At 36.9% G+C, this 20,305-nt stretch carries 18 protein-coding genes and 1 rRNA gene; 9 read left to right on the plus strand and 10 right to left on the minus strand.

All coding sequences use genetic code 11. The features are described from left to right. Nucleotides 1–4 precede the first annotated feature (4 nt). Nucleotides 5–625, plus strand: a complete 621-nt coding sequence (gene yyaC, locus JOC83_RS15125; protein ID WP_205188216.1) for a spore protease YyaC — start codon at nucleotides 5–7, stop codon at nucleotides 623–625. A gap of 58 nt (nucleotides 626–683) precedes the next feature. Here yyaC and JOC83_RS15130 read toward each other — a convergent pair whose 3' ends face one another. The 10 genes from JOC83_RS15130 to rpmH all read right to left on the minus strand — a co-directional run bounded on the left by JOC83_RS15130 (nucleotide 684) and on the right by rpmH (nucleotide 9,899). Next, nucleotides 684–1,535 (minus strand): ParB/RepB/Spo0J family partition protein, encoded by an 852-nt coding sequence (locus JOC83_RS15130; protein WP_205188217.1) that lies wholly within the window; start codon nucleotides 1,533–1,535, stop codon nucleotides 684–686. Then, a complete protein-coding gene (locus JOC83_RS15135) occupies nucleotides 1,507–2,289 on the minus strand; it encodes an AAA family ATPase (RefSeq protein ID WP_205188218.1) in 783 nt (260 codons plus the stop codon). The genes JOC83_RS15130 and JOC83_RS15135 overlap by 29 nt, the downstream gene beginning before the upstream one ends. 127 nt (nucleotides 2,290–2,416) lie before the next feature. Further along, entirely contained in the window at nucleotides 2,417–3,292 is an 876-nt protein-coding gene (noc, locus tag JOC83_RS15140) for a nucleoid occlusion protein (protein WP_205188219.1), read from the minus strand. Nucleotides 3,293–3,423: 131 nt separating this feature from the next. Further along, the gene (gene rsmG / locus JOC83_RS15145; protein ID WP_205188220.1) at nucleotides 3,424–4,140 is read right to left on the minus strand and encodes a 16S rRNA (guanine(527)-N(7))-methyltransferase RsmG; all 717 of its coding nucleotides are present in this window, start codon (nucleotides 4,138–4,140) and stop codon (nucleotides 3,424–3,426) included. A gap of 33 nt (nucleotides 4,141–4,173) precedes the next feature. After that, nucleotides 4,174–6,063: a tRNA uridine-5-carboxymethylaminomethyl(34) synthesis enzyme MnmG gene (mnmG, locus tag JOC83_RS15150; RefSeq protein ID WP_205188221.1), complete on the minus strand. Its 1,890-nt coding sequence runs from the start codon at nucleotides 6,061–6,063 to the stop codon at nucleotides 4,174–4,176. Nucleotides 6,064–6,078: 15 nt separating this feature from the next. Next, nucleotides 6,079–7,467, minus strand: a complete 1,389-nt coding sequence (mnmE, locus tag JOC83_RS15155; protein ID WP_205188222.1) for a tRNA uridine-5-carboxymethylaminomethyl(34) synthesis GTPase MnmE — start codon at nucleotides 7,465–7,467, stop codon at nucleotides 6,079–6,081. A 315-nt stretch (nucleotides 7,468–7,782) separates the two neighbouring features. After that, a complete protein-coding gene (gene jag, locus JOC83_RS15160; protein ID WP_205188223.1) occupies nucleotides 7,783–8,415 on the minus strand; it encodes an RNA-binding cell elongation regulator Jag/EloR in 633 nt (210 codons plus the stop codon). Continuing rightward, a complete protein-coding gene (gene spoIIIJ / locus JOC83_RS15165) occupies nucleotides 8,412–9,182 on the minus strand; it encodes a YidC family membrane integrase SpoIIIJ (protein WP_205188224.1) in 771 nt (256 codons plus the stop codon). Before spoIIIJ ends, jag begins: the two co-directional genes overlap by 4 nt. Nucleotides 9,183–9,294: 112 nt before the next feature. Then, nucleotides 9,295–9,645: a ribonuclease P protein component gene (gene rnpA, locus JOC83_RS15170; protein WP_205188225.1), complete on the minus strand. Its 351-nt coding sequence runs from the start codon at nucleotides 9,643–9,645 to the stop codon at nucleotides 9,295–9,297. 119 nt (nucleotides 9,646–9,764) lie between these two features. Next, nucleotides 9,765–9,899, minus strand: a complete 135-nt coding sequence (gene rpmH, locus JOC83_RS15175) for a 50S ribosomal protein L34 (RefSeq protein WP_110114516.1) — start codon at nucleotides 9,897–9,899, stop codon at nucleotides 9,765–9,767. Nucleotides 9,900–10,555: 656 nt separating this feature from the next. On the opposite strand from rpmH, the gene dnaA reads away from it, so the two are divergent. The 8 genes from dnaA to JOC83_RS15215 all read left to right on the plus strand — a co-directional run. Continuing rightward, the gene (dnaA, locus tag JOC83_RS15180) at nucleotides 10,556–11,899 is read left to right on the plus strand and encodes a chromosomal replication initiator protein DnaA (RefSeq protein ID WP_205188226.1); all 1,344 of its coding nucleotides are present in this window, start codon (nucleotides 10,556–10,558) and stop codon (nucleotides 11,897–11,899) included. 196 nt (nucleotides 11,900–12,095) lie between these two features. Beyond that, nucleotides 12,096–13,232, plus strand: coding sequence for a DNA polymerase III subunit beta (gene dnaN, locus JOC83_RS15185; RefSeq protein ID WP_205188227.1), 1,137 nt, complete (start codon nucleotides 12,096–12,098; stop codon nucleotides 13,230–13,232). Between the two features lie 178 nt (nucleotides 13,233–13,410). Continuing rightward, nucleotides 13,411–13,623 carry a S4 domain-containing protein YaaA gene (gene yaaA / locus JOC83_RS15190; RefSeq protein ID WP_205188228.1) on the plus strand — a complete coding sequence of 71 codons (213 nt, stop codon included), beginning with the start codon at nucleotides 13,411–13,413 and terminating at the stop codon, nucleotides 13,621–13,623. A gap of 15 nt (nucleotides 13,624–13,638) precedes the next feature. Next, a complete protein-coding gene (gene recF / locus JOC83_RS15195) occupies nucleotides 13,639–14,757 on the plus strand; it encodes a DNA replication/repair protein RecF (protein WP_205188229.1) in 1,119 nt (372 codons plus the stop codon). A gap of 9 nt (nucleotides 14,758–14,766) precedes the next feature. Then, nucleotides 14,767–14,985 (plus strand): extracellular matrix regulator RemB, encoded by a 219-nt coding sequence (gene remB, locus JOC83_RS20355; protein WP_205188230.1) that lies wholly within the window; start codon nucleotides 14,767–14,769, stop codon nucleotides 14,983–14,985. Between the two features lie 62 nt (nucleotides 14,986–15,047). Then, nucleotides 15,048–16,973 carry a DNA topoisomerase (ATP-hydrolyzing) subunit B gene (gene gyrB, locus JOC83_RS15205; RefSeq protein ID WP_205188231.1) on the plus strand — a complete coding sequence of 642 codons (1,926 nt, stop codon included), beginning with the start codon at nucleotides 15,048–15,050 and terminating at the stop codon, nucleotides 16,971–16,973. A 174-nt stretch (nucleotides 16,974–17,147) separates the two neighbouring features. Next, a complete protein-coding gene (gyrA, locus tag JOC83_RS15210; protein WP_205188232.1) occupies nucleotides 17,148–19,637 on the plus strand; it encodes a DNA gyrase subunit A in 2,490 nt (829 codons plus the stop codon). Nucleotides 19,638–19,924: 287 nt separating this feature from the next. After that, a 16S ribosomal RNA gene (locus tag JOC83_RS15215) occupies nucleotides 19,925–20,305 on the plus strand; the annotation flags it as partial.

A 20,305-nucleotide genomic window follows, 5' to 3' on the forward strand; every position in this document is an offset into this window, starting at 1 on the left:
CACTATGAACGTAAAATCCTCCTTCTTTGAGAGGAATCGAGATCCGATCCGTATTCCCCATGATGAACTAGATGCTTTGACTACTTTAAAAGAAAGCTTGCTATCGTTTCTACCTACCTCTCTAGATAAACAAATTGTCGTCGTATGTATTGGAACAGATCGTCTAACTGGTGATTCATTAGGCCCACTGGTTGGAACGAAGCTAAAAGAGAAAGGCGTATCCTCTTTTCATATATATGGGACATTAGAGGAACCTATTCATGCTGTTAATTTAAAAGAAACATTGAAACATATTCATAAAGCACACCATAATCCTTTTGTCATTGGGATTGATGCATGTCTTGGAAAGATGAAAAGTGTGGGTATGGTTTCAATGGCTGGCGGGCCTGTAAAGCCTGGAGCAGGTGTAAATAAAGATTTACCACCTGTAGGAAATATGCACATTACAGGGATTGTAAATGTCAGTGGATTTATGGAGTTTTTTGTTCTTCAAAATACCAGACTCTTTCTGGTGATGAAAATGGCAGATTTAATTGCAGACTGTATTTATGAAGCGAGCGAAGATGCCTCAAGAAAAAAGCCAAGCCGCTCTATTTTTCTAAACTTACGTAAATCGAAGCAATAAAAAAGATTGTCCTAATGAAGAACGCATTCTTTAGGACAATCTTTTTATTGGCTTTACATTATGACTTTGTTACTTTCTGAAGCATATCTAGTAATCTATTTAAATCTTCGGGTGAAAAAAACTCAATTTCAATTTTCCCCTTTTTCTTCTGCTGCGTAATGTGTACGGATGTTCCAAATGTTTCACGTAACTTTGCTTCACTTTCCTTCACAAATACGTTCTTTTCTGGCTTTTTCTTTGTTTCACGTGAAACATAGTCATTTAATTGAGCGATATATTCTTCTAGTTGGCGCACACTCAACTGATTTTCCACTACTTTTTGCGCCACGTTCAATATCGTTTCTTTTTTCTTTAAACCAAGTAACGCTCTTCCGTGTCCCATCGATAGCTTTCCATCTGATACAAGCTGTTGAATAGGATCAGGAAGATTAAGCAGGCGTAGATGATTCGCAATATGAGGACGACTTTTTCCTAGTCGATTCGCTAATTGTTCTTGTGTCATATCCAATTTTTGAATCAGCGTTTGATAAGCAATTGCCTCTTCAATAGGTGTTAAATCTTCTCGTTGTAGGTTTTCTAAAAGAGCTAATTCCATCATTTGTTGTTCGGAAAACTCTCGAACAATTACAGGAACCGTCTCTAACGCAGCCTCTTTCGCTGCACGAAATCTTCTTTCACCTGCAACAATTTCAAATCCTTTTATGCTTTTGCGCACAATGATAGGCTGTAAAATACCGTGTTGTAAAATTGATTGTTTTAATTCTTGAATCGCTTCAGGTTGAAAGGTTTTACGAGGTTGATATGGGTTAGGTCTTAACTCATGAAGAGCAACTTCTTTAATTGAGTCTTCACTTTGTACATCCAATCCAGAAAATAATGCATTAATGCCCTTCCCTAATCCTTTCGCCACTATACATCACTTCCTTTGCAAGTTCCATATAAACTTCGGCTCCTCTAGATCTTGCATCATATAGAATAATAGGTTCACCGTGACTTGGTGCTTCACTTAGACGAACATTTCGAGGAATTATCGTTCGGTATACGCGATCTTGAAAGTATTTCTTCACTTCTGCTGTCACCTGTAATCCTAAATTGGTTCTTGCATCTAGCATCGTTAATAAAACTCCTTCAATTCGGAGATGATGATTCAAATGCTTTTGCACTAAACGAACGGTATTCAAAAGCTGACTTAGTCCTTCTAATGCATAATACTCACATTGAACAGGAATTAAAACAGAGTCTGATGCTGTTAATGCATTAATAGTTAACAAGCCTAGAGATGGCGGACAATCAATAATAACATAATCAAATTGATCTTTCACGGCTTCTAGTGCTCGCTTTAGACGAACTTCTCGAGAAATAGTTGAAACTAATTCAATTTCTGCACCCGCTAATTGAATGGTTGCAGGAATAATAGATAGATTATCAACAGCTGTACCGCAAATAACATCTCTCGCACTCATGTCTTCTACAATGACATTGTAAATACACTCATCTACTTCAGCTTTATCAATACCTACGCCGCTCGTCGCATTCCCTTGAGGATCTCCGTCTACAAGTAGCACTTTCTTGCCTTGATGCGCTAAGCATGCTCCTAAGTTTACTGCAGTGGTGGTTTTTCCAACTCCACCTTTTTGATTGGCAATTGCAATAATCTTGCCCACGGTGTCACCTACCTTCATTTGCATAAAGTCTATTAATCTACCACCTATTCTATCAATAAATTGCGAATTTTTTTACTATTTTACAAAAAAACCTCATCATAATAAAAGATGAGGATTATTCACGACATTATTTCTTAGGAATTTTAATAGTAAATTGATAGTATTCTTCAAACTCTTCTTCTTCAGAATCAAATGAAATTCCACTATCGTTTACCATCGAAAGTGATTGGCGAATGGTATTCATTGCAATTCGAGCATCTTTAGTAAATGCTTTTCGCTTTGCTTTTTTCTTCGTTGTTTGATTTTCTAACAACTTCGCCACACGTTCCTCACTTTGCTTTACATTCAGCTGCTTTTCTAAAATTTCCGTTAACACCATAAGCTGCTTTTCTAAATCTTTTAACGGAATGAGAGCACGTGCATGTCGTTCTGTTATTAACTTTTTCTTAATGGCTTCTTGCACTTCATTTGGAAGTTTTAACAATCGAAGCTTATTAGCAATCGTAGACTGTCCTTTTCCAAGGCGCTGTGCCAATGCTTCTTGTGTTAAGTTATGTAACTCTATTAATTTAGCATAGGCTATTGCTTCCTCAATGGCCGTTAGCTCTTCACGTTGTAAGTTTTCAATTAAAGCAACAGAAGCTGTTTCTGTATCATTAAAATGTTTTACAATTGCAGGAATTGTCTCCCAACCGAGCGTTTGTACAGCTCTCCAACGGCGCTCTCCGGCAATAAGCTCATATGACTGTTCATCAATTGGACGTACGACAATTGGTTGAATAATACCATGTGTGCGAATTGTTAGCGCTAACTCTTCAATTTTGCTTTCGTTAAACACTGTACGCGGCTGATAACGGTTTGGAATGATGCTTGAAACTTCGATTTGTCTCACTTCATCTCGTATCACTTCTTCTTCGTTTTCACTTTCGATTGGCTGTTCAACGTCTATATCATCTTGAACTTTATCTTTTAAGTTAAAAAAACGGGAAAAAGCAGACTTCATAATCCTACACCACCTTTAGGAAAATCCCACCATAAATTAGTTCTCTATTCTTTTGTTTTTTCCTGCTTACTCTTACGAAATTCTAAAAGTAGATAGATGTTTCATGTGAAACATCTATCTACTCCTTTTCTCTATTCAAGGGGCATTTTAACTGGTGTACCTGGTTTTCTCGGATACTTTTTAGGCGTCTTTTTTACCTTATCGATAAAAATGATATAGCGCTCGCTATTTTCTATAGGCAATTGGAAATGTTCAATTCGATTAAGTTTTCCGCCTAAGACCTGCATTGACTTTTCGCCTTTTTCGAGCTCTTCAGGTGCAGATGCTCCTTTCATTGCGATAAAAAGACCGTTTTCTTTTACAAGAGGTAAACAAAATTCATTTAATACTGAAATACGTGCAACGGCTCTTGCTGTTACCACATCATAAGATTCACGAATGAGCTCTTTCTTTCCAAATGTCTCTGCTCGATCATGATAAAGCGATACATTTTCAAGCTTTAACGCTTCCACTAAAGTTGATAAAAATGTAATGCGCTTTTGAAGTGAATCCACAATCGTCACGTGAAGATGTGGAAAGCAAATCTTTAAAGGGATACTCGGAAAGCCCGCTCCTGCTCCCACATCACAAACTGTTTGAACAGATGAAAAATCATGAAAGAATGCAGCTGAAACGGAATCATAAAAGTGCTTTTCAAGAACTTCGCCATATTCTGTAATCGCCGTTAAGTTCATTTTCTCGTTCCATTCAACGAGTAACTTGTGGTACATATTAAACTGTTCAATTTGTTGAGACGAAAGGATAATCCCCTTCGCCTCAAGTGATTGTTGAAACTGTTCTATATTCATATGTCTTCCCTTTCACATTGAAAATTAGCTGTTCTATTCGTTTGATACTTTTGCAATACGACCTTGTTCAATATACACAAGTAAAATAGACACATCTGCAGGATTAACACCCGAAATACGAGACGCTTGTGCAACCGTAAGTGGACGTACCTCTTTTAGCTTTTGTCTCGCTTCAGATGCAAGTCCATTAATCGCATCATAATCAATGTTATCTGGAATTTTTTTATCTTCAAGCTTCTTTAAACGTTCTACTTGTTGTAAAGACTTTTGGATATATCCTTCATATTTCGTTTGAATTTCTACTTGTTCAGCTACATCTGCATCAATTTCCATCTCTGCTGGAGCTAACTTATAAATATGTTCATATGTCATTTCAGGACGCTTTAATAAGTCAAGTGCCTTAATTCCATCTTTTAATTCACTTCCGCCTGCTTCCTTGATTACTTCTTGCACTTCAGGAGACGGTTTGATAGTGAAAGCAGCTAAACGCGCTTTCTCTTTCTCGATTAGCTCTTTCTTCGTTTGGAAGCGAGCATAACGATCGTCTGATACTAATCCAATCTCACGTCCGATTTCTGTTAAACGTAAATCTGCATTGTCATGACGAAGTAATAAGCGGTACTCCGCTCTAGATGTTAACAAGCGATAAGGCTCGTTAGTCCCTTTCGTTACTAAATCGTCAATTAAAACGCCAATATACGCATCAGAACGACTAAGGATAAGCTCGTCTTCTCCTAGTGCTCGTCTTGCAGCATTAATTCCTGCCATTAACCCTTGACCTGCTGCTTCTTCATAACCAGACGTTCCATTAATTTGGCCTGCCGTATATAGGTTTTTCACTACTTTGGTTTCAAGCGTTGGCCAAAGTTGTGTAGGAACAACTGCATCATACTCAATCGCATAGCCTGCACGCATCATTTGTACGTTCTCAAGCCCTGGAATAGTTGATAAAATTTTACGTTGTACTTCCTCTGGTAAGCTTGTTGAGAGCCCTTGCACATACACTTCTTGCGTGTTACGTCCTTCTGGCTCTAAGAAGATTTGGTGTCTTGGCTTATCATTAAAACGCACGACTTTATCTTCAATTGATGGACAATAGCGAGGACCTGTTCCTTTAATCATCCCTGAATACATTGGCGATAAATGCAAGTTATCATCAATAATTTGATGCGTTTTTTCGCTCGTATAGGTTAACCAGCACGGTAGCTGATCCGTAATATACTCTGTTGTTTCGTATGAAAACGCACGTGGCACATCATCACCAGGCTGAATTTCTGTTTTACTATAGTCAATTGTATGGCTATTCACACGAGGCGGTGTTCCTGTCTTAAAGCGTACAAGGTCAAATCCAAGTTCTTCTAAATGCTCTGATAATTGAACAGAAGGCTGTTGATTATTTGGACCGCTAGAATATTTTAATTGGCCAAGGATAATTTCTCCACGTAGAAACGTCCCTGTCGTAATAACGACCGTCTTCGCTTTATATGTCGCACCGGTTTGTGTGATTACACCTTTACACTCGCCATCCTCAACAATTAAGCGCTCAACCATTCCTTGTAGCAACGTTAAGTTTTCTTCGTTTTCTAACGTTTTCTTTAGTTCATGCTGGTAAAGGAATTTATCTGCTTGTGCACGTAATGCTCGAACAGCAGGACCTTTCCCTGTATTTAACATTCTCATTTGAATATGCGTTTTGTCGATGTTTTTACCCATCTCTCCGCCTAACGCATCAATTTCACGCACAACAATTCCTTTAGCCGGTCCGCCTACAGACGGATTACATGGCATAAACGCAACCATATCTAAGTTAATGGTAATGGCTAATGTCTTAGCCCCCATACGAGCTGAAGCTAACGCCGCTTCACACCCTGCATGTCCGGCACCAATAACAATTACATCATAATCTCCACCATGATAGTGCATGTCTGTACCTCCTTTTTATTTTCCTAAGCAGAATTGTGAGAATAACTGATCAATCAAGCTTTCATGAACGGATTCTCCAATAACTTCTCCTAGTAGTTCCCATGTTCTCGTTAAATCAATTTGAACAATATCAATTGGAATGCCACTTTCAATGCCCGAAATGGCTTCATCAATCGAAGACTGTGCTTGTGTAAGAAGCGCAATATGCCTTGTGTTTGAAACATACGTTAAATCTTGTGACTCCACTGATCCTTCAAAGAATAACGCTGCGATTGCTTCTTCTAACTGATCAATTCCTTCTTCACGTAAAAGTGACGTTGTTACAACAGGATGTCCTTCTGCTAATTCAGTCACTTTTTCAAGGTTAATTTTTTGTGGTAAATCTGTTTTATTGACAATCACAATATAATCCATACCTTTTACAGCTTCAAACAAGCGCTCATCCTCTTCTGTGAAATCATCATGAAAGTTCAACACAAGCAAGATTAAATCAGCTTCTTTTAAATATTGACGAGAGCGCTCTACTCCAATACGTTCTACAATATCTTCTGTTTCTCGAATTCCAGCAGTGTCAACTAAACGTAAAGGTACGCCTCTAACATTGACATACTCCTCAATCACATCACGTGTTGTCCCTGGAATATCTGTTACAATTGCTTTTGTATCTTGTACTAGACTATTTAAGAGCGAGGATTTCCCTACATTCGGACGCCCTACAATGACCGTTGCTAATCCTTCTCGTAAAATCTTTCCTTGCTGAGAGGTTTGAAGTAGTTGAGCAATTTCATCTCTTACTTTCGTTGCCTTTTCAATAAGAATAGAATGTGTCATTTCTTCAACATCATCGTACTCTGGATAATCAATGTTTACTTCTACGTGCGCTAGTGTTTCTAAAATCTCCTGGCGAAGCTTACGAATCAAATTAGATAAGCGTCCCTCCATTTGATTTATCGCCACATTCATCGCTTTATCTGTTTTTGCACGAATGAGATCCATGACCGCTTCTGCTTGTGATAAATCAATACGACCATTTAAAAAGGCTCGTTTTGTAAACTCACCTGGCTCCGCTAAACGAGCACCATTGGCTAATACAAGCTGTAAGACACGATTTACCGATACAATTCCACCGTGACAATTAATTTCAACGATATCCTCTCTCGTAAAGGTTCTCGGTCCTTTCATGACTGACATCATTACTTCTTCAATCGTTTCATCTGTTTTTGGATCAACAATATGACCATAATGAATCGTATGAGAAGGAACGTCTAATAAGTTTTTATTACCAGGGCTTTTAAAAATCGCATTAGCAATTGTGAATGCTTCATCTCCACTTAAGCGAACAATCGCTATAGCACCCTCTCCCATCGGAGTCGAGATGGCTGCAATTGTATCAAAATCTAACATCAGCCTTCACCTCATTTCCTTTCCACTTGCAATTTTATCTATTTCAACACGAATTGTTACTACTATCGTTTACCGTTTTATGAAAACAAAAACATTGAGTCTTTAAAATAAAGTAGATTACACCAAATAAATAGGATACCATATTTTAAGCAAATTCAACATCATTAACTTCTTTAAATTATTCACAGCCAATTGGTTTATAACAGTATTATTTTAACTTATCCACATGTGAATAACAATTCTGACTAGCCTCTTCTTTTATTCCAAATCTTGTTGTCGTGTCACCTAAGCTATTCAACAAAAAAAGCCCTAGCGTTACCTAGGGCTTTTTAAAATAGGCTCGATTACAACATTTCGATTCGGCTCTCGTCCAGCAGATGATGAGCGAACAGAAGAATGATGAGCCAGTGAATGATGAATGATTTTTCTCTCATAAGAAGGCATAGGCTCAAGATGAACCACTTTACCTGTTTTGATCACCTTTTTAGCCATTTTCACAGCTAAATCTTCTAAAATGGCTTTTCTTTTTTCACGATAGCCTTCAGGATTCAGCATAATTGTTATATAATGGGAACTATAACGATTAGCTACGAGTTGAGTCAACACTTGTAATGCATTAATGGTTTGTCCTCTTTTTCCAATTAGAACCCCAAGTCCTTCACCACTAATTTTAAATTCACATGCTCTTGCACGTTGAATAACTTCGACCTCAATCTCTACATTCATCTCTTTACTTACACGCTTTAAAAATTTCTCTGCTTCTTCAATTGGATCTTGTAATTTTTCAATCCTTACAACAGCAGGTTTTGATTTAAAAATCCCAAGGAAGCCTTTTTTTCCTTCTTCAACCACTTCTATTTTTACTTGATCTCTCGAAACTCCTAGTTGAGCTAAACCATGTTTGACTGCTTCATCGACCGTTTGACCAGTAGCAGTTAGTTGGTTCACTTTTTAGCTCCCCCTAATTCCTGTTTTTTTTGACCTAAATCAGGACCTTTAATAAAGTAAGTTTGAGCAATCATAAATAAGTTACCTACTACCCAATATAAAGATAGAGCTGCTGGGAAGTTAATGGCAAAGATAACAATCATAATTGGCATAATCCAAAGCATCATCGCCATTTGTGGGTTTTGATTAGCAGAGCCTGCCATCATCATTTTTTGTTGAATGAACGTAGTAACACCCGCAATGATTGGTAAAGCAAAGTACGGATCTCTCGTTCCTAAATCAAACCATAAGAATGTATGATTAGCGATTTCTTCTGTACGCGTAATCGCATGGAAGAACCCAATTAAAATTGGCATTTGAATTAAAATTGGTAAACAACCCGCTAGCGGATTTACATTGTGTGTTTGAAACAACTGCATTGTTTCTTGTTGAAGCTTTTGTTGGGTTTTAGCATCCTTTGAGCTGTGCTTTTCTTTTAGCTTCTGCATTTCTGGTTGTAATGCCTGCATGGCTTTTGTATTTTGCATTTGTTTAATCATTAAAGGTAGAATAAGTAAACGGATTAAGAGTGTTACCACAATAATAGATAATCCATAGTCACCAAAAAGATTTGCAAAATACGTAATTAACCATGATAACGGATAAACGACATATTCGTTCCAAAACCCTTTACTTTCCGATGTAATTGGCTGGTTAATTTCTGTACATCCAGCTAACACTGTTAATGATAGGATAAGGACAAGTCCTAATAATAACTTCTTTCTCAATCTTCATTTCCTCCTTTTGCTTATTCTCTTCTCTTTTAAGAGGTTGTCCAAGTACATTATATAAAGATTAAATAGAAAACAACACCCTACTTTCTATTTGTGAGCGTTCGACTTATTTATGTACTTTATTTAACACCTTTGCTTTTGTTAACACATGCTGCAAGCTCTTTTTTACTTCTACATAATCCATCGTAGCAGCAGGATGACGCGCAATAATAATGTAATCTTTTGGTTGCTGTAAAAGCGGACTCAATTCAAAGATCGTTTGCCTCAATAATCTTTTTACACGATTACGAACTACAGCGTTTCCAATTTTCTTTCCTACTGATAAACCTACACGAAAATGAAGCTGATCTGGTTTATCTAGTACGTATACAACAAACTGTCTATTCGCAACCGATTTCCCCTTTTTAAACACTTGTTGAAATTCTTCGTTTTTCTTAATTCGATAACTTTTTTTCATTTACACAGCTCCTGTTCAATTCCAGGTCATCACTTTATTTACTCTATATTTCTTGTCAAAAAAGAGGCAATTTATGACGTTAAATAGAAAAAAAAGACCACTGACGTCTCAGTGGCCTATTATGCAGATAATACTTTTCTTCCTTTACGACGACGACGTGCTAAAACTTTACGTCCGTTTGCTGAGCTCATGCGAGCACGGAAACCATGTACTTTGCTACGCTTACGTTTATTTGGTTGATAAGTTCTTTTCATCTATTAACACCTCCCTGAGGAATATCTGAAAAAGACAGTCCTAATAATTATAGAGAATGGCTTAATCATCTGTCAATGTTATTTGTAAAAAAAAGCTTTTTTTTACTTTCTCTTTTACAACATTACAATCGTATCTTCTTTTACAAAGCTTGTCCATACTTATCTTACTTTTTTTGAATGTAAAATATGCCCTTTATAAAATTGATCTCATTTATTCATTTTGATCTTCTACTTCGTATGTGGATAAGTTTTTTCGACATTTTTTAGTTATCAGGATATTTGTCGACAAACCATACACAGCATCTAGTATTGTGGAAAACTTCACTCCACAACCTGTAGTTCTTGTGGATAAGTTTTCGAAATCCATTGCAACTATTGATTTTCTTTGATATTATATTTTTGTTTTCACTCTTAACAACTTTTCCACACATTTTCTTTATCCACAATTGTGGATAACTTGTGGACATTAAATCCACTGCGTCGGATAACGTTTATCCACATGCTGTGGAATCTGTCGAATAGTCGACTATCTTCTATAATATATATTCACCGACATAAATGCAAATGTATAAATATTAAATTTATATGCATATAGCTGCATAAACGCTTGTACACGTTTTGTACAACCTTAAAAATGCATGTAAAGGAGGGTTCTTTTGGAAAACATACATGACTTATGGAGTCGAGCATTAGGCGAAATTGAAAAGAAACTAAGTAAACCTAGCTTCGAAACATGGTTAAAATCGACAAAAGCTCATGCTTTACAAGGAGACGCTTTGATTATTACCGCTCCTAATGACTTTGCTAGAGATTGGCTAGAATCACGTTATTCTAACCTAATTGCTGAAACACTATACGATCTAACCGGTGAGGAACTAGCAGTAAAGTTTATTATTCCTCAAAATCAAACAGAAGAAGACTTTGATTTACAGCCACAAAAAAAGAAGGTATCTAAAGAAGAACCTGTTGATTTACCACAAAGTATGCTGAACTCAAAATACACATTTGACACATTTGTTATTGGTTCAGGAAATCGATTTGCTCACGCTGCATCACTAGCAGTAGCTGAAGCGCCAGCCAAAGCTTATAATCCATTATTTATTTATGGAGGTGTAGGATTAGGTAAAACTCACCTCATGCATGCAATTGGCCATTATGTACTAGATCATAATCCAGCAGCAAAGGTTGTTTATCTATCTTCAGAAAAGTTCACAAACGAATTTATTAACTCCATTCGTGACAATAAAGCAGTAGAATTCCGAAATAAATATCGAAATGTAGACGTGCTACTAATAGATGATATTCAATTCTTAGCAGGAAAAGAACAAACACAGGAAGAGTTTTTCCATACGTTTAATACACTTCATGAAGAAAGTAAACAAATTATTATCTCTAGTGATCGACCACCTAAAGAAATTCCTACGTTAGAAGACCGTTTGCGCTCTAGATTTGAATGGGGGCTCATTACTGATATTACACCTCCAGATCTAGAAACCAGAATTGCCATCTTGCGTAAAAAAGCAAAAGCAGACGGGTTAGTTATTCCCAATGAAGTAATGCTTTACATTGCTAATCAAATTGATTCAAATATTCGTGAGCTTGAAGGTGCTCTTATTCGTGTAGTGGCCTACTCATCTTTAATTAATAAAGATATCAATGCAGACTTAGCAGCCGAAGCATTAAAAGACATCATCCCAAGCTCGAAGCCAAAAATTATTACCATTCATGATATTCAACAAGTTGTCGGGCAGCACTTTAATATTAAATTAGATGATTTTAAAGCAAAGAAGAGAACGAAGTCCGTTGCCTTCCCACGTCAAATTGCTATGTATTTATCGCGTGAGTTAACGGATTCTTCTTTACCTAAGATTGGTGAAGAGTTTGGGGGACGTGATCATACAACCGTCATTCATGCTCATGAAAAAATCTCAAAGCTTGTTCAAACTGATGCCCAATTACAGAAACAAATAAAAGAGATTAGTGATTCTCTTAAGTTTTAGACTCTTTTCATTCTTGTTTTTTGTGCATAAATGCGATAGGATTGTACACAGTCTGTCCACATGTGGATAGGCTGTGTTATCATTTTTTTGAGGCTTATCCACATTTCCACAGGCCCTATTACTACTACTACTTTAAAAAATATAATTAATAATAGACTTCGCTTTTAAAACTACTTCTCTATAAGGAGGAACACTCATGAAATTTATGATTCAAAAAGATTATTTAGTGCAAAGTGTGCAAGACGTTATGAAAGCCGTCTCTTCTCGAACAACGATCCCAATCTTAACTGGAATTAAACTTGTTGTTAATGAAGAAGGTGTAACATTGACGGGTAGTGATTCAGATGTTTCAATTGAATCATTTATTCCAAGTGAAGATGAAGGAAAAGAAATTGTAGAGATTATTAGTACAGGTAGCGTTGTGTTACCAGCTCGTTTCTTTAGTGAGATTGTGAAAAAGTTACCGAAAGAAACGGTAGAAGTTGAAGTGCAAAATCACTTTTCGACAATGATTCGTTCTGGAAAAGCTGAATTCAATTTAAATGGACTTGATGCGGAAGAATATCCACATCTTCCTCAAATTGAAGAAGAGAATGTATTCAAGATTCCAAACGATTTACTTAAAAACATGATTCGACAAACTGTCTTTGCGGTGTCCACCTCAGAAACACGCCCAATCTTAACAGGTGTAAACTGGAAGGTTGATGGTAAAGAGCTAACGTGTGTTGCAACAGATAGTCATCGTTTGGCTTTAAGAAAAGCAACGATTCAATCTGAGAATGATAGCGCCTATAATGTGGTGATTCCAGGAAAGAGCTTAAGTGAGCTTAGCAAGATTTTAGATGATTCGAATGAACTCGTAGACATCGTTATTACAGAGAATCAAGTTTTATTCAAAACCAAGCACCTTTTATTCTTTTCTCGTTTACTAGATGGGAACTATCCAGATACGTCACGTTTAATTCCGAATGAAAGTAAAACGGATGTGATTGTCAATGTAAAAGAGTTCTTACAATCGATAGATCGCGCCTCTTTATTAGCAAGAGAAGGGCGTAATAACGTAGTTAAACTATCAACACTATCTGATGGAGTGATTGAAATCTCCTCTAACTCACCAGAGATTGGAAAAGTAATCGAAGAGGTTCAAAGTGATTCAATCGAAGGAGAAGAATTGAAAATTTCCTTTAGTGCAAAATATATGCTAGATGCGTTAAAAGCATTAGAAGGATCAATGATAAAAATTAATTTCACCGGAGCAATGAGACCATTTGTTATTAAAACAGTAGAAGATGATTCAATGCTTCAGTTGATTTTACCGGTAAGAACATATTAAGAATAGGAGCTGACTCAATAATGTCAGGCGATTCTCCATGACATCTATACCTTAATAGGTCAATGTCTATTACATGTTGGAGTAAGCTAAAACGTTAGGAGTCGGCTCCTTTTCTTAAGGAGTATTATTTAGTAAAATAGAAGAATAGATATTATTTGAAAGTGAGCGGAATGCGTATATGAAAGAAATTCAAATTTCAACAGAATTTATTACGCTAGGACAATTCCTTAAATTAGCGGATATTATCCAAACGGGTGGAATGGTCAAATGGTTTTTAAGTGAGCATGAAGTGTATGTGAATGGAGAATTAGACGATAGACGTGGTCGTAAATTAAGAGTGAACGATACAGTAGAAGTACCAGGAGTCGGTGCATTTATTGTTATTTCTTAAAGTTGGTGAACTTTTTTGCATATAAAAGAACTTTCATTAGTCAATTATCGTAATTACAGGAAAACCACTGTAGAATTTGAAAATAAAGTAAATGTTATTTTAGGTGAAAATGCACAAGGGAAAACAAATATTATGGAATCAATCTTTGTTTTATCAATGGCAAAATCTCACCGTACATCCAATGACAAAGAATTAATTAGTTGGGATCAGGAATACGCAAAGATAACAGGAATTGTTGAAAGGCATAATGGTCCTGTTACGTTGGATTTGATTATTTCTAATAAAGGTAAAAAAGCAAAGTTCAATCATCTTGAACAGCAAAAGCTAAGTCAATATATCGGTTCAATTAATACCGTCATGTTTGCACCAGAAGATTTGAATCTGGTTAAAGGTAGTCCTCAGGTTAGAAGAAGATTCATCGATATGGAAATTGGCCAAGTCTCTCCAATTTATATGCATGACTTAAGCAGATACCAAAAAATCTTACAGCAACGGAATCAATATTTAAAGCAACTGCAAACAAGAAAACAGTCTGATTTATCGTTATTAGATGTATTAACGAGTCAATTAGTTGAAGTTGCAGCTCGTATTCTAAAAAAACGTTTTGAGTTTCTGCATTTGCTTCAGCAATGGGCTGAGCCAATCCATAAGGGCATTAGTAGAGGTCTTGAAACACTAAGAATTGAATATAAGAACTCAATTGATGTATCAGACGAGAAAGATTTGTCGAAAATGATAGAAGCATATTATGAAAAGTTTGATAAAATAAAAAGTAGAGAAATTGATAGGGGGGCAACGTTAGTTGGACCTCATCGTGATGACCTCGCTTTTTATGTCAATGAAAAAGACGTTCAGACATTTGGTTCACAAGGTCAACAACGTACAACGGCTTTATCATTAAAACTAGCAGAGATTGAATTGATTCACGCTGAAATTGGTGAGTATCCAGTTCTTCTGTTAGATGACGTTTTATCTGAGTTAGATGATTTTCGACAGTCTCATTTGCTTAATACAATTGAGGGTAAGGTGCAAACATTTGTAACAACAACAAGTATTGATGGAATCCATCATGAAACCTTAGAAAAAGCAGCCACGTATGAAGTCGTCTCGGGAAAGATTGAAAAAGTAAAATGAGGTGCAAAATTGCTCATTGATATTGGAGAAGGCATAATCATTCGAAAGTGTGATATGATTTTTATCTTGGATAAACAAGTTTATCAATCATCTTTTGTATACAATCAGCATGATAGGGAACTTAATGATATACTTAAACAAACGAAATCAGTTGTCATTACAAACAATGGTGTTTATTACTCCGCTTTGGCTCCTCAAACAATAAAAAAGAGAGCATATGGTCTTTAATAGTCAGGAAAATAGCGATAATAGTTCACTGCTAATAAAAAGTGTAGGTGATACGTTTGACAATGGAACAAAAAGAATTAAAAGCTCAATCTTATGAAGCTGATCAAATTCAAGTATTAGAAGGTTTAGAAGCTGTTCGAAAGCGACCAGGAATGTATATCGGATCTACAAGTGCAAAAGGCCTTCACCATCTTGTATGGGAAATTGTAGATAACAGTATCGATGAAGCATTAGCTGGATATTGTGATGAAATTAACGTGCAAATTGAAGAAGACAATAGTATTACAGTGACAGATAATGGTCGTGGTATCCCTGTAGGTATTCAGGAGAAAATGGGACGACCTGCAGTAGAAGTTATTCTAACGGTTCTTCATGCTGGTGGTAAATTTGGCGGTGGAGGCTATAAAGTTTCAGGAGGTCTTCATGGTGTAGGGGCTTCTGTTGTAAATGCTTTATCTACTTCTTTAGAAGTTTATGTTCATCGTGAGGGTAAAATTCATTATCAAAAATATACAAGAGGTGTACCTGTTGAAGATCTAAAAGTAATAGGTGAAACAGATAAAACAGGCACAATCATTAACTTTAAACCAGATGGCGAAATCTTTACTGAAACGTTAGAGTATGACTTTGATACTTTAGCAAACAGGTTGAGAGAGTTAGCCTTCTTAAATCGTGGCATTAAAATTGCGATTGAGGATAAGCGAAAAGAACACGAGCAGAAGAAAGAGTACCATTACGAAGGTGGTATTAAGTCTTACGTTGAGCACCTTAACCGTTCAAAAGAAGTGGTTCACGAAGAGCCAATCTATATTGAAGGAAAACGAGATCAAATATCTATTGAGGTTGCTTTACAATATAATGCAAGTTTCACAAGCAATTTATATTCATTTGCAAATAACATTCACACCTACGAAGGTGGGACGCATGAGGCAGGCTTTAAAACAGCATTAACGAGAGTAATCAATGATTATGCGCGTAAACATAATGTGTTTAAAGACAACGATGCAAACTTAACAGGTGAAGATGTGCGTGAAGGGTTAACAGCCATTATTTCGGTCAAACACCCAGATCCTCAGTTCGAAGGTCAAACGAAAACAAAACTCGGAAATAGTGAAGCAAGAACGATTACTGATTCTGTTTTCTCTGAACACTTTGAGACATTTTTACTTGAAAACCCTGTAGTAGCAAGAAAAGTGATTGAAAAAGGTGTTATGGCAGCTAGAGCTCGAATGGCAGCTAAAAAAGCACGCGAACTAACTCGACGTAAAAGTGCCTTGGAAATTTCAAACTTACCAGGTAAGCTAGCAGATTGTTCATCGAAAGATCCTTCTATTGGTGAACTGTATGTGGTAGAGGGAGATTCAGCGGGTGGTTCTGCTAAGCAAGGACGTGACCGCCACTTTCAAGCGATTTTACCGTTACGAGGAAAAATCATTAACGTTGAGAAAGCACGCTTAGATAAAATTCTTTCAAATAATGAAGTTCGCGCAATCATTACTGCACTAGGCACAGGAATTGGTGAAGACTTTGATATTTCAAAAGCTAGATATCATAAAGTCGTTATTATGACCGATGCAGATGTGGATGGAGCTCATATTCGAACGTTACTATTAACGTTTTTCTATCGTTATATGAGACAAATTATTGAGCATGGATACATTTACATTGCTCAGCCTCCACTTTACAAAGTTACACAAGGCAAGCGCATTGAATATGCGTATAATGACAAGCAACTTGATGAACTATTAAAAACATTCTCAGAAGGTGCCAAACCAGGTCTACAGCGTTACAAAGGTCTAGGAGAGATGAACCCTGAACAGTTATGGGAAACAACAATGGACCCTGAAACGCGAACTCTTCTTCAAGTAAACTTACAAGATGCAATTGAAGCAGATGAAACGTTTGAAATTTTAATGGGTGATAAAGTTGAGCCTAGACGTCATTTCATTGAAGAGAATGCTAAATACGTTAAAAATCTAGATATTTAAATAAAGAGTGGATAGCTTATAAGTGCTTGTTCCCTTTGATTCTCAAACTAAATTGTACCGACTATTTGAACATAATTGAGGTACTTTAGGGGGGAGCTAGCACTTTTCTTTTAGCTATATCATCTTTACATAAATGATTTATTATACTGAACTTCGCGAAGGAGGTTCTTATCGATGTCAGATAAACCAAACTCTCAAATTCGAGAAATTAATATTAGTCAGGAAATGAAGTCATCCTTTTTAGATTACGCGATGAGTGTAATTGTATCTCGTGCGTTACCTGATGTACGAGATGGCTTAAAGCCTGTTCATCGTCGTATTTTATATGCAATGAATGATCTAGGGATGACAGCAGATAAAGCGTATAAAAAATCTGCTCGTATCGTAGGAGAAGTTATTGGTAAGTATCACCCGCATGGTGACTCAGCTGTTTACGATACGATGGTACGTATGGCGCAAGATTTCAGTTATCGTTATATGCTAGTAGACGGTCACGGGAACTTTGGTTCTGTTGACGGTGATGCGGCTGCTGCGATGCGTTATACTGAGGCAAGAATGTCAAAAGTGTCGATGGAATTATTAAGAGACATTAATAAAGACACAATTGATTATCAAGATAACTATGATGGCTCAGAACGAGAGCCAATGGTTCTACCGTCTAGATTTCCTAATTTACTAGTGAATGGTTCAGCGGGTATCGCCGTAGGGATGGCAACAAACATTCCTCCTCATCAACTAGGTGAAGTAATTGATGGTGTACTAGCCGTGAGTCAAGATCCAGAGATTACAATTCCAGAGTTAATGGAGATTATTCCTGGCCCTGATTTTCCAACAGCAGGACAAATCTTAGGTAGAAGTGGAATTCGAAAAGCTTATGAAACAGGAAGAGGTTCTATTACACTACGTGCCAAAGTAGAAATTGAAGAGCGTAGTAACGGTAAAGAAGCAATCATTGTTCATGAGTTACCTTATCAAGTAAATAAAGCGAAGTTAATTGAGAAAATAGCTGAACTTGTTCGTGATAAGAAAATAGAAGGTATTACTGATTTACGTGATGAATCAGATCGCTCTGGTATGAGGATCGTGATTGAAGTAAGAAAAGATGCAAATGCGAATGTTCTATTGAACAACCTTTATAAACAGACCGCCTTACAAACAAGCTTTGGTATTAACATGCTAGCTTTAGTAGAAGGCCAACCTAAAGTACTGAATCTAAAACAATGCTTAAAGTATTATTTGGATCACCAAATTGTCGTTATTCGCAGACGTACACAATACGAGCTGCGAAAAGCAGAAGCTAGAGCTCATATTTTAGAGGGATTACGTATTGCGCTGGATCACCTAGATGAAGTAATTAGCCTTATTCGCGCATCTCAAACAACAGAGATTGCAAGAAATGGATTAATGACTGAGTTCTCTTTATCTGAAAAGCAAGCTCAAGCGATTTTAGATATGCGTTTACAACGCCTAACAGGTTTAGAGCGTGAAAAGATTGAAGAAGAATATCAATCTCTAGTCGCACTTATTGCTGACTTAAAAGCAATCCTTGCAGATGAAGAAAGAGTACTAGAAATCATCCGTACAGAGTTATTAGAAGTAAAAGAGAAGTTTAATGATGGTCGTCGCACAGAAATTATGACAGGTGGAGCAGAAATCATTGAAGATGAAGATTTAATCCCACGCCAAAATATCGTCATTACTCTTACTCATAATGGTTATATCAAGCGATTACCTGTTTCTACTTACCGAAGCCAAAAACGTGGTGGTAGAGGTATTCAAGGTATGAATATGAATGAGAACGATTTTGTTGAACATCTTCTCACTACGTCCACGCATGATACAATTCTGTTCTTTACAAATAAAGGGAAAGTGTATCGTGCAAAAGGATATGAAATTCCAGAGTATAGCCGTACAGCTAAAGGCATTCCAATCATTAATCTACTAGAAGTAGATAAAGGTGAATGGGTAAATGCTATTATCCGTGTAGAGGCTTTCACAGACGATAGCTATTTATTCTTTACAACAAAGCAAGGAATCTCAAAGCGTACTCCTTTATCATCTTTTGAAAATATTCGTACGAGTGGTTTAATAGCCTTAAACTTACGAGAAGAAGATGAATTGATTTCTGTTAAACTAACAGACGGTAAAAGAGATGTTGTCATGGGGACGAAAAAAGGTCTTCTTATTCGATTCACTGAAGACAATGTTCGATCAATGGGACGTACTGCAACTGGAGTTAAAGGAATTACATTAGATTCAGATGATGAAGTAATTGGGATGGAAATCGTAGAAGAAGATGCTGATATTCTTATTGTAACTAAGAATGGCTATGGAAAACGAACACCAATCGATGACTACCGCATTCAATCTCGTGGTGGGAAAGGTTTACGAACGTGTAATGTGACTGATAAAAATGGTCCAGTTATATCATTAAAGTCTGTTCAGCCTGAAGAAGACATCATGCTTATCACAGTAAGCGGTGTTCTTATCCGTGTGTCAGTTACAGATATTTCTCAAATGGGCCGTAACACACAAGGTGTTAAATTAATTCGATTAGGTGAAAATGAATTTGTTGCAACTGTTGCGAAAGTACAACTATCTGATGACGATGAACCTGAAGATGAAGAATTAGAAGAAAATGAAGTAGATAATATAGAAGAATAAGCTTATAGGTAAAAGCTCTTTAATCCAATTAAAGAGCTTTTTATCTTTTTTTATAAAAAACCTTGCATGCTGTAAAAAAATCTGATAGTATTTTAAAAGTCATCAACAAGCACTACTAAAGAAAAAACAAACTACATCTTTTCTTTTAAAAATGTGTTGACAAAGAAAGTTGAAAAATGCTATGATAAAGAAGTCGTTTCGGCGACGAAGAGTTCTTTGAAAACTGAACAAAGCGACAAACGTCAACGTTAATTCAAGTTTTAAAATTTATGAGCAAGTCAAACATTTCTTCGGAGAGTTTGATCCTGGCTCAGGACGAACGCTGGCGGCGTGCCTAATACATGCAAGTCGAGCGAACTTCTTAAAAGCTTGCTTTTAAGAAGTTAGCGGCGGACGGGTGAGTAACACGTGGGCAACCTACCTGTAAGACTGGGATAACTTCGGGAAACCGGAGCTAATACCGGGTAATACTTAACCTCACATGAGGTTAAGTTGAAAGATGGTTTCGGCTATCACTTACAGATGGGCCCGCGGCGCATTAGCTAGTTGGTGAGGTAACGGCTCACCAAGGCAACGATGCGTAGCCGACCTGAGAGGGTGATCGGCCACACTGGGACTGAGACACGGCCCAGACTCCTACGGGAGGCAGCAGTAGGGAATCTTCCGCA

The organism is Priestia iocasae (assembly GCF_016909075.1).
GTDB classification, from domain to species: Bacteria; Bacillota; Bacilli; order Bacillales; family Bacillaceae_H; genus Priestia; species Priestia iocasae.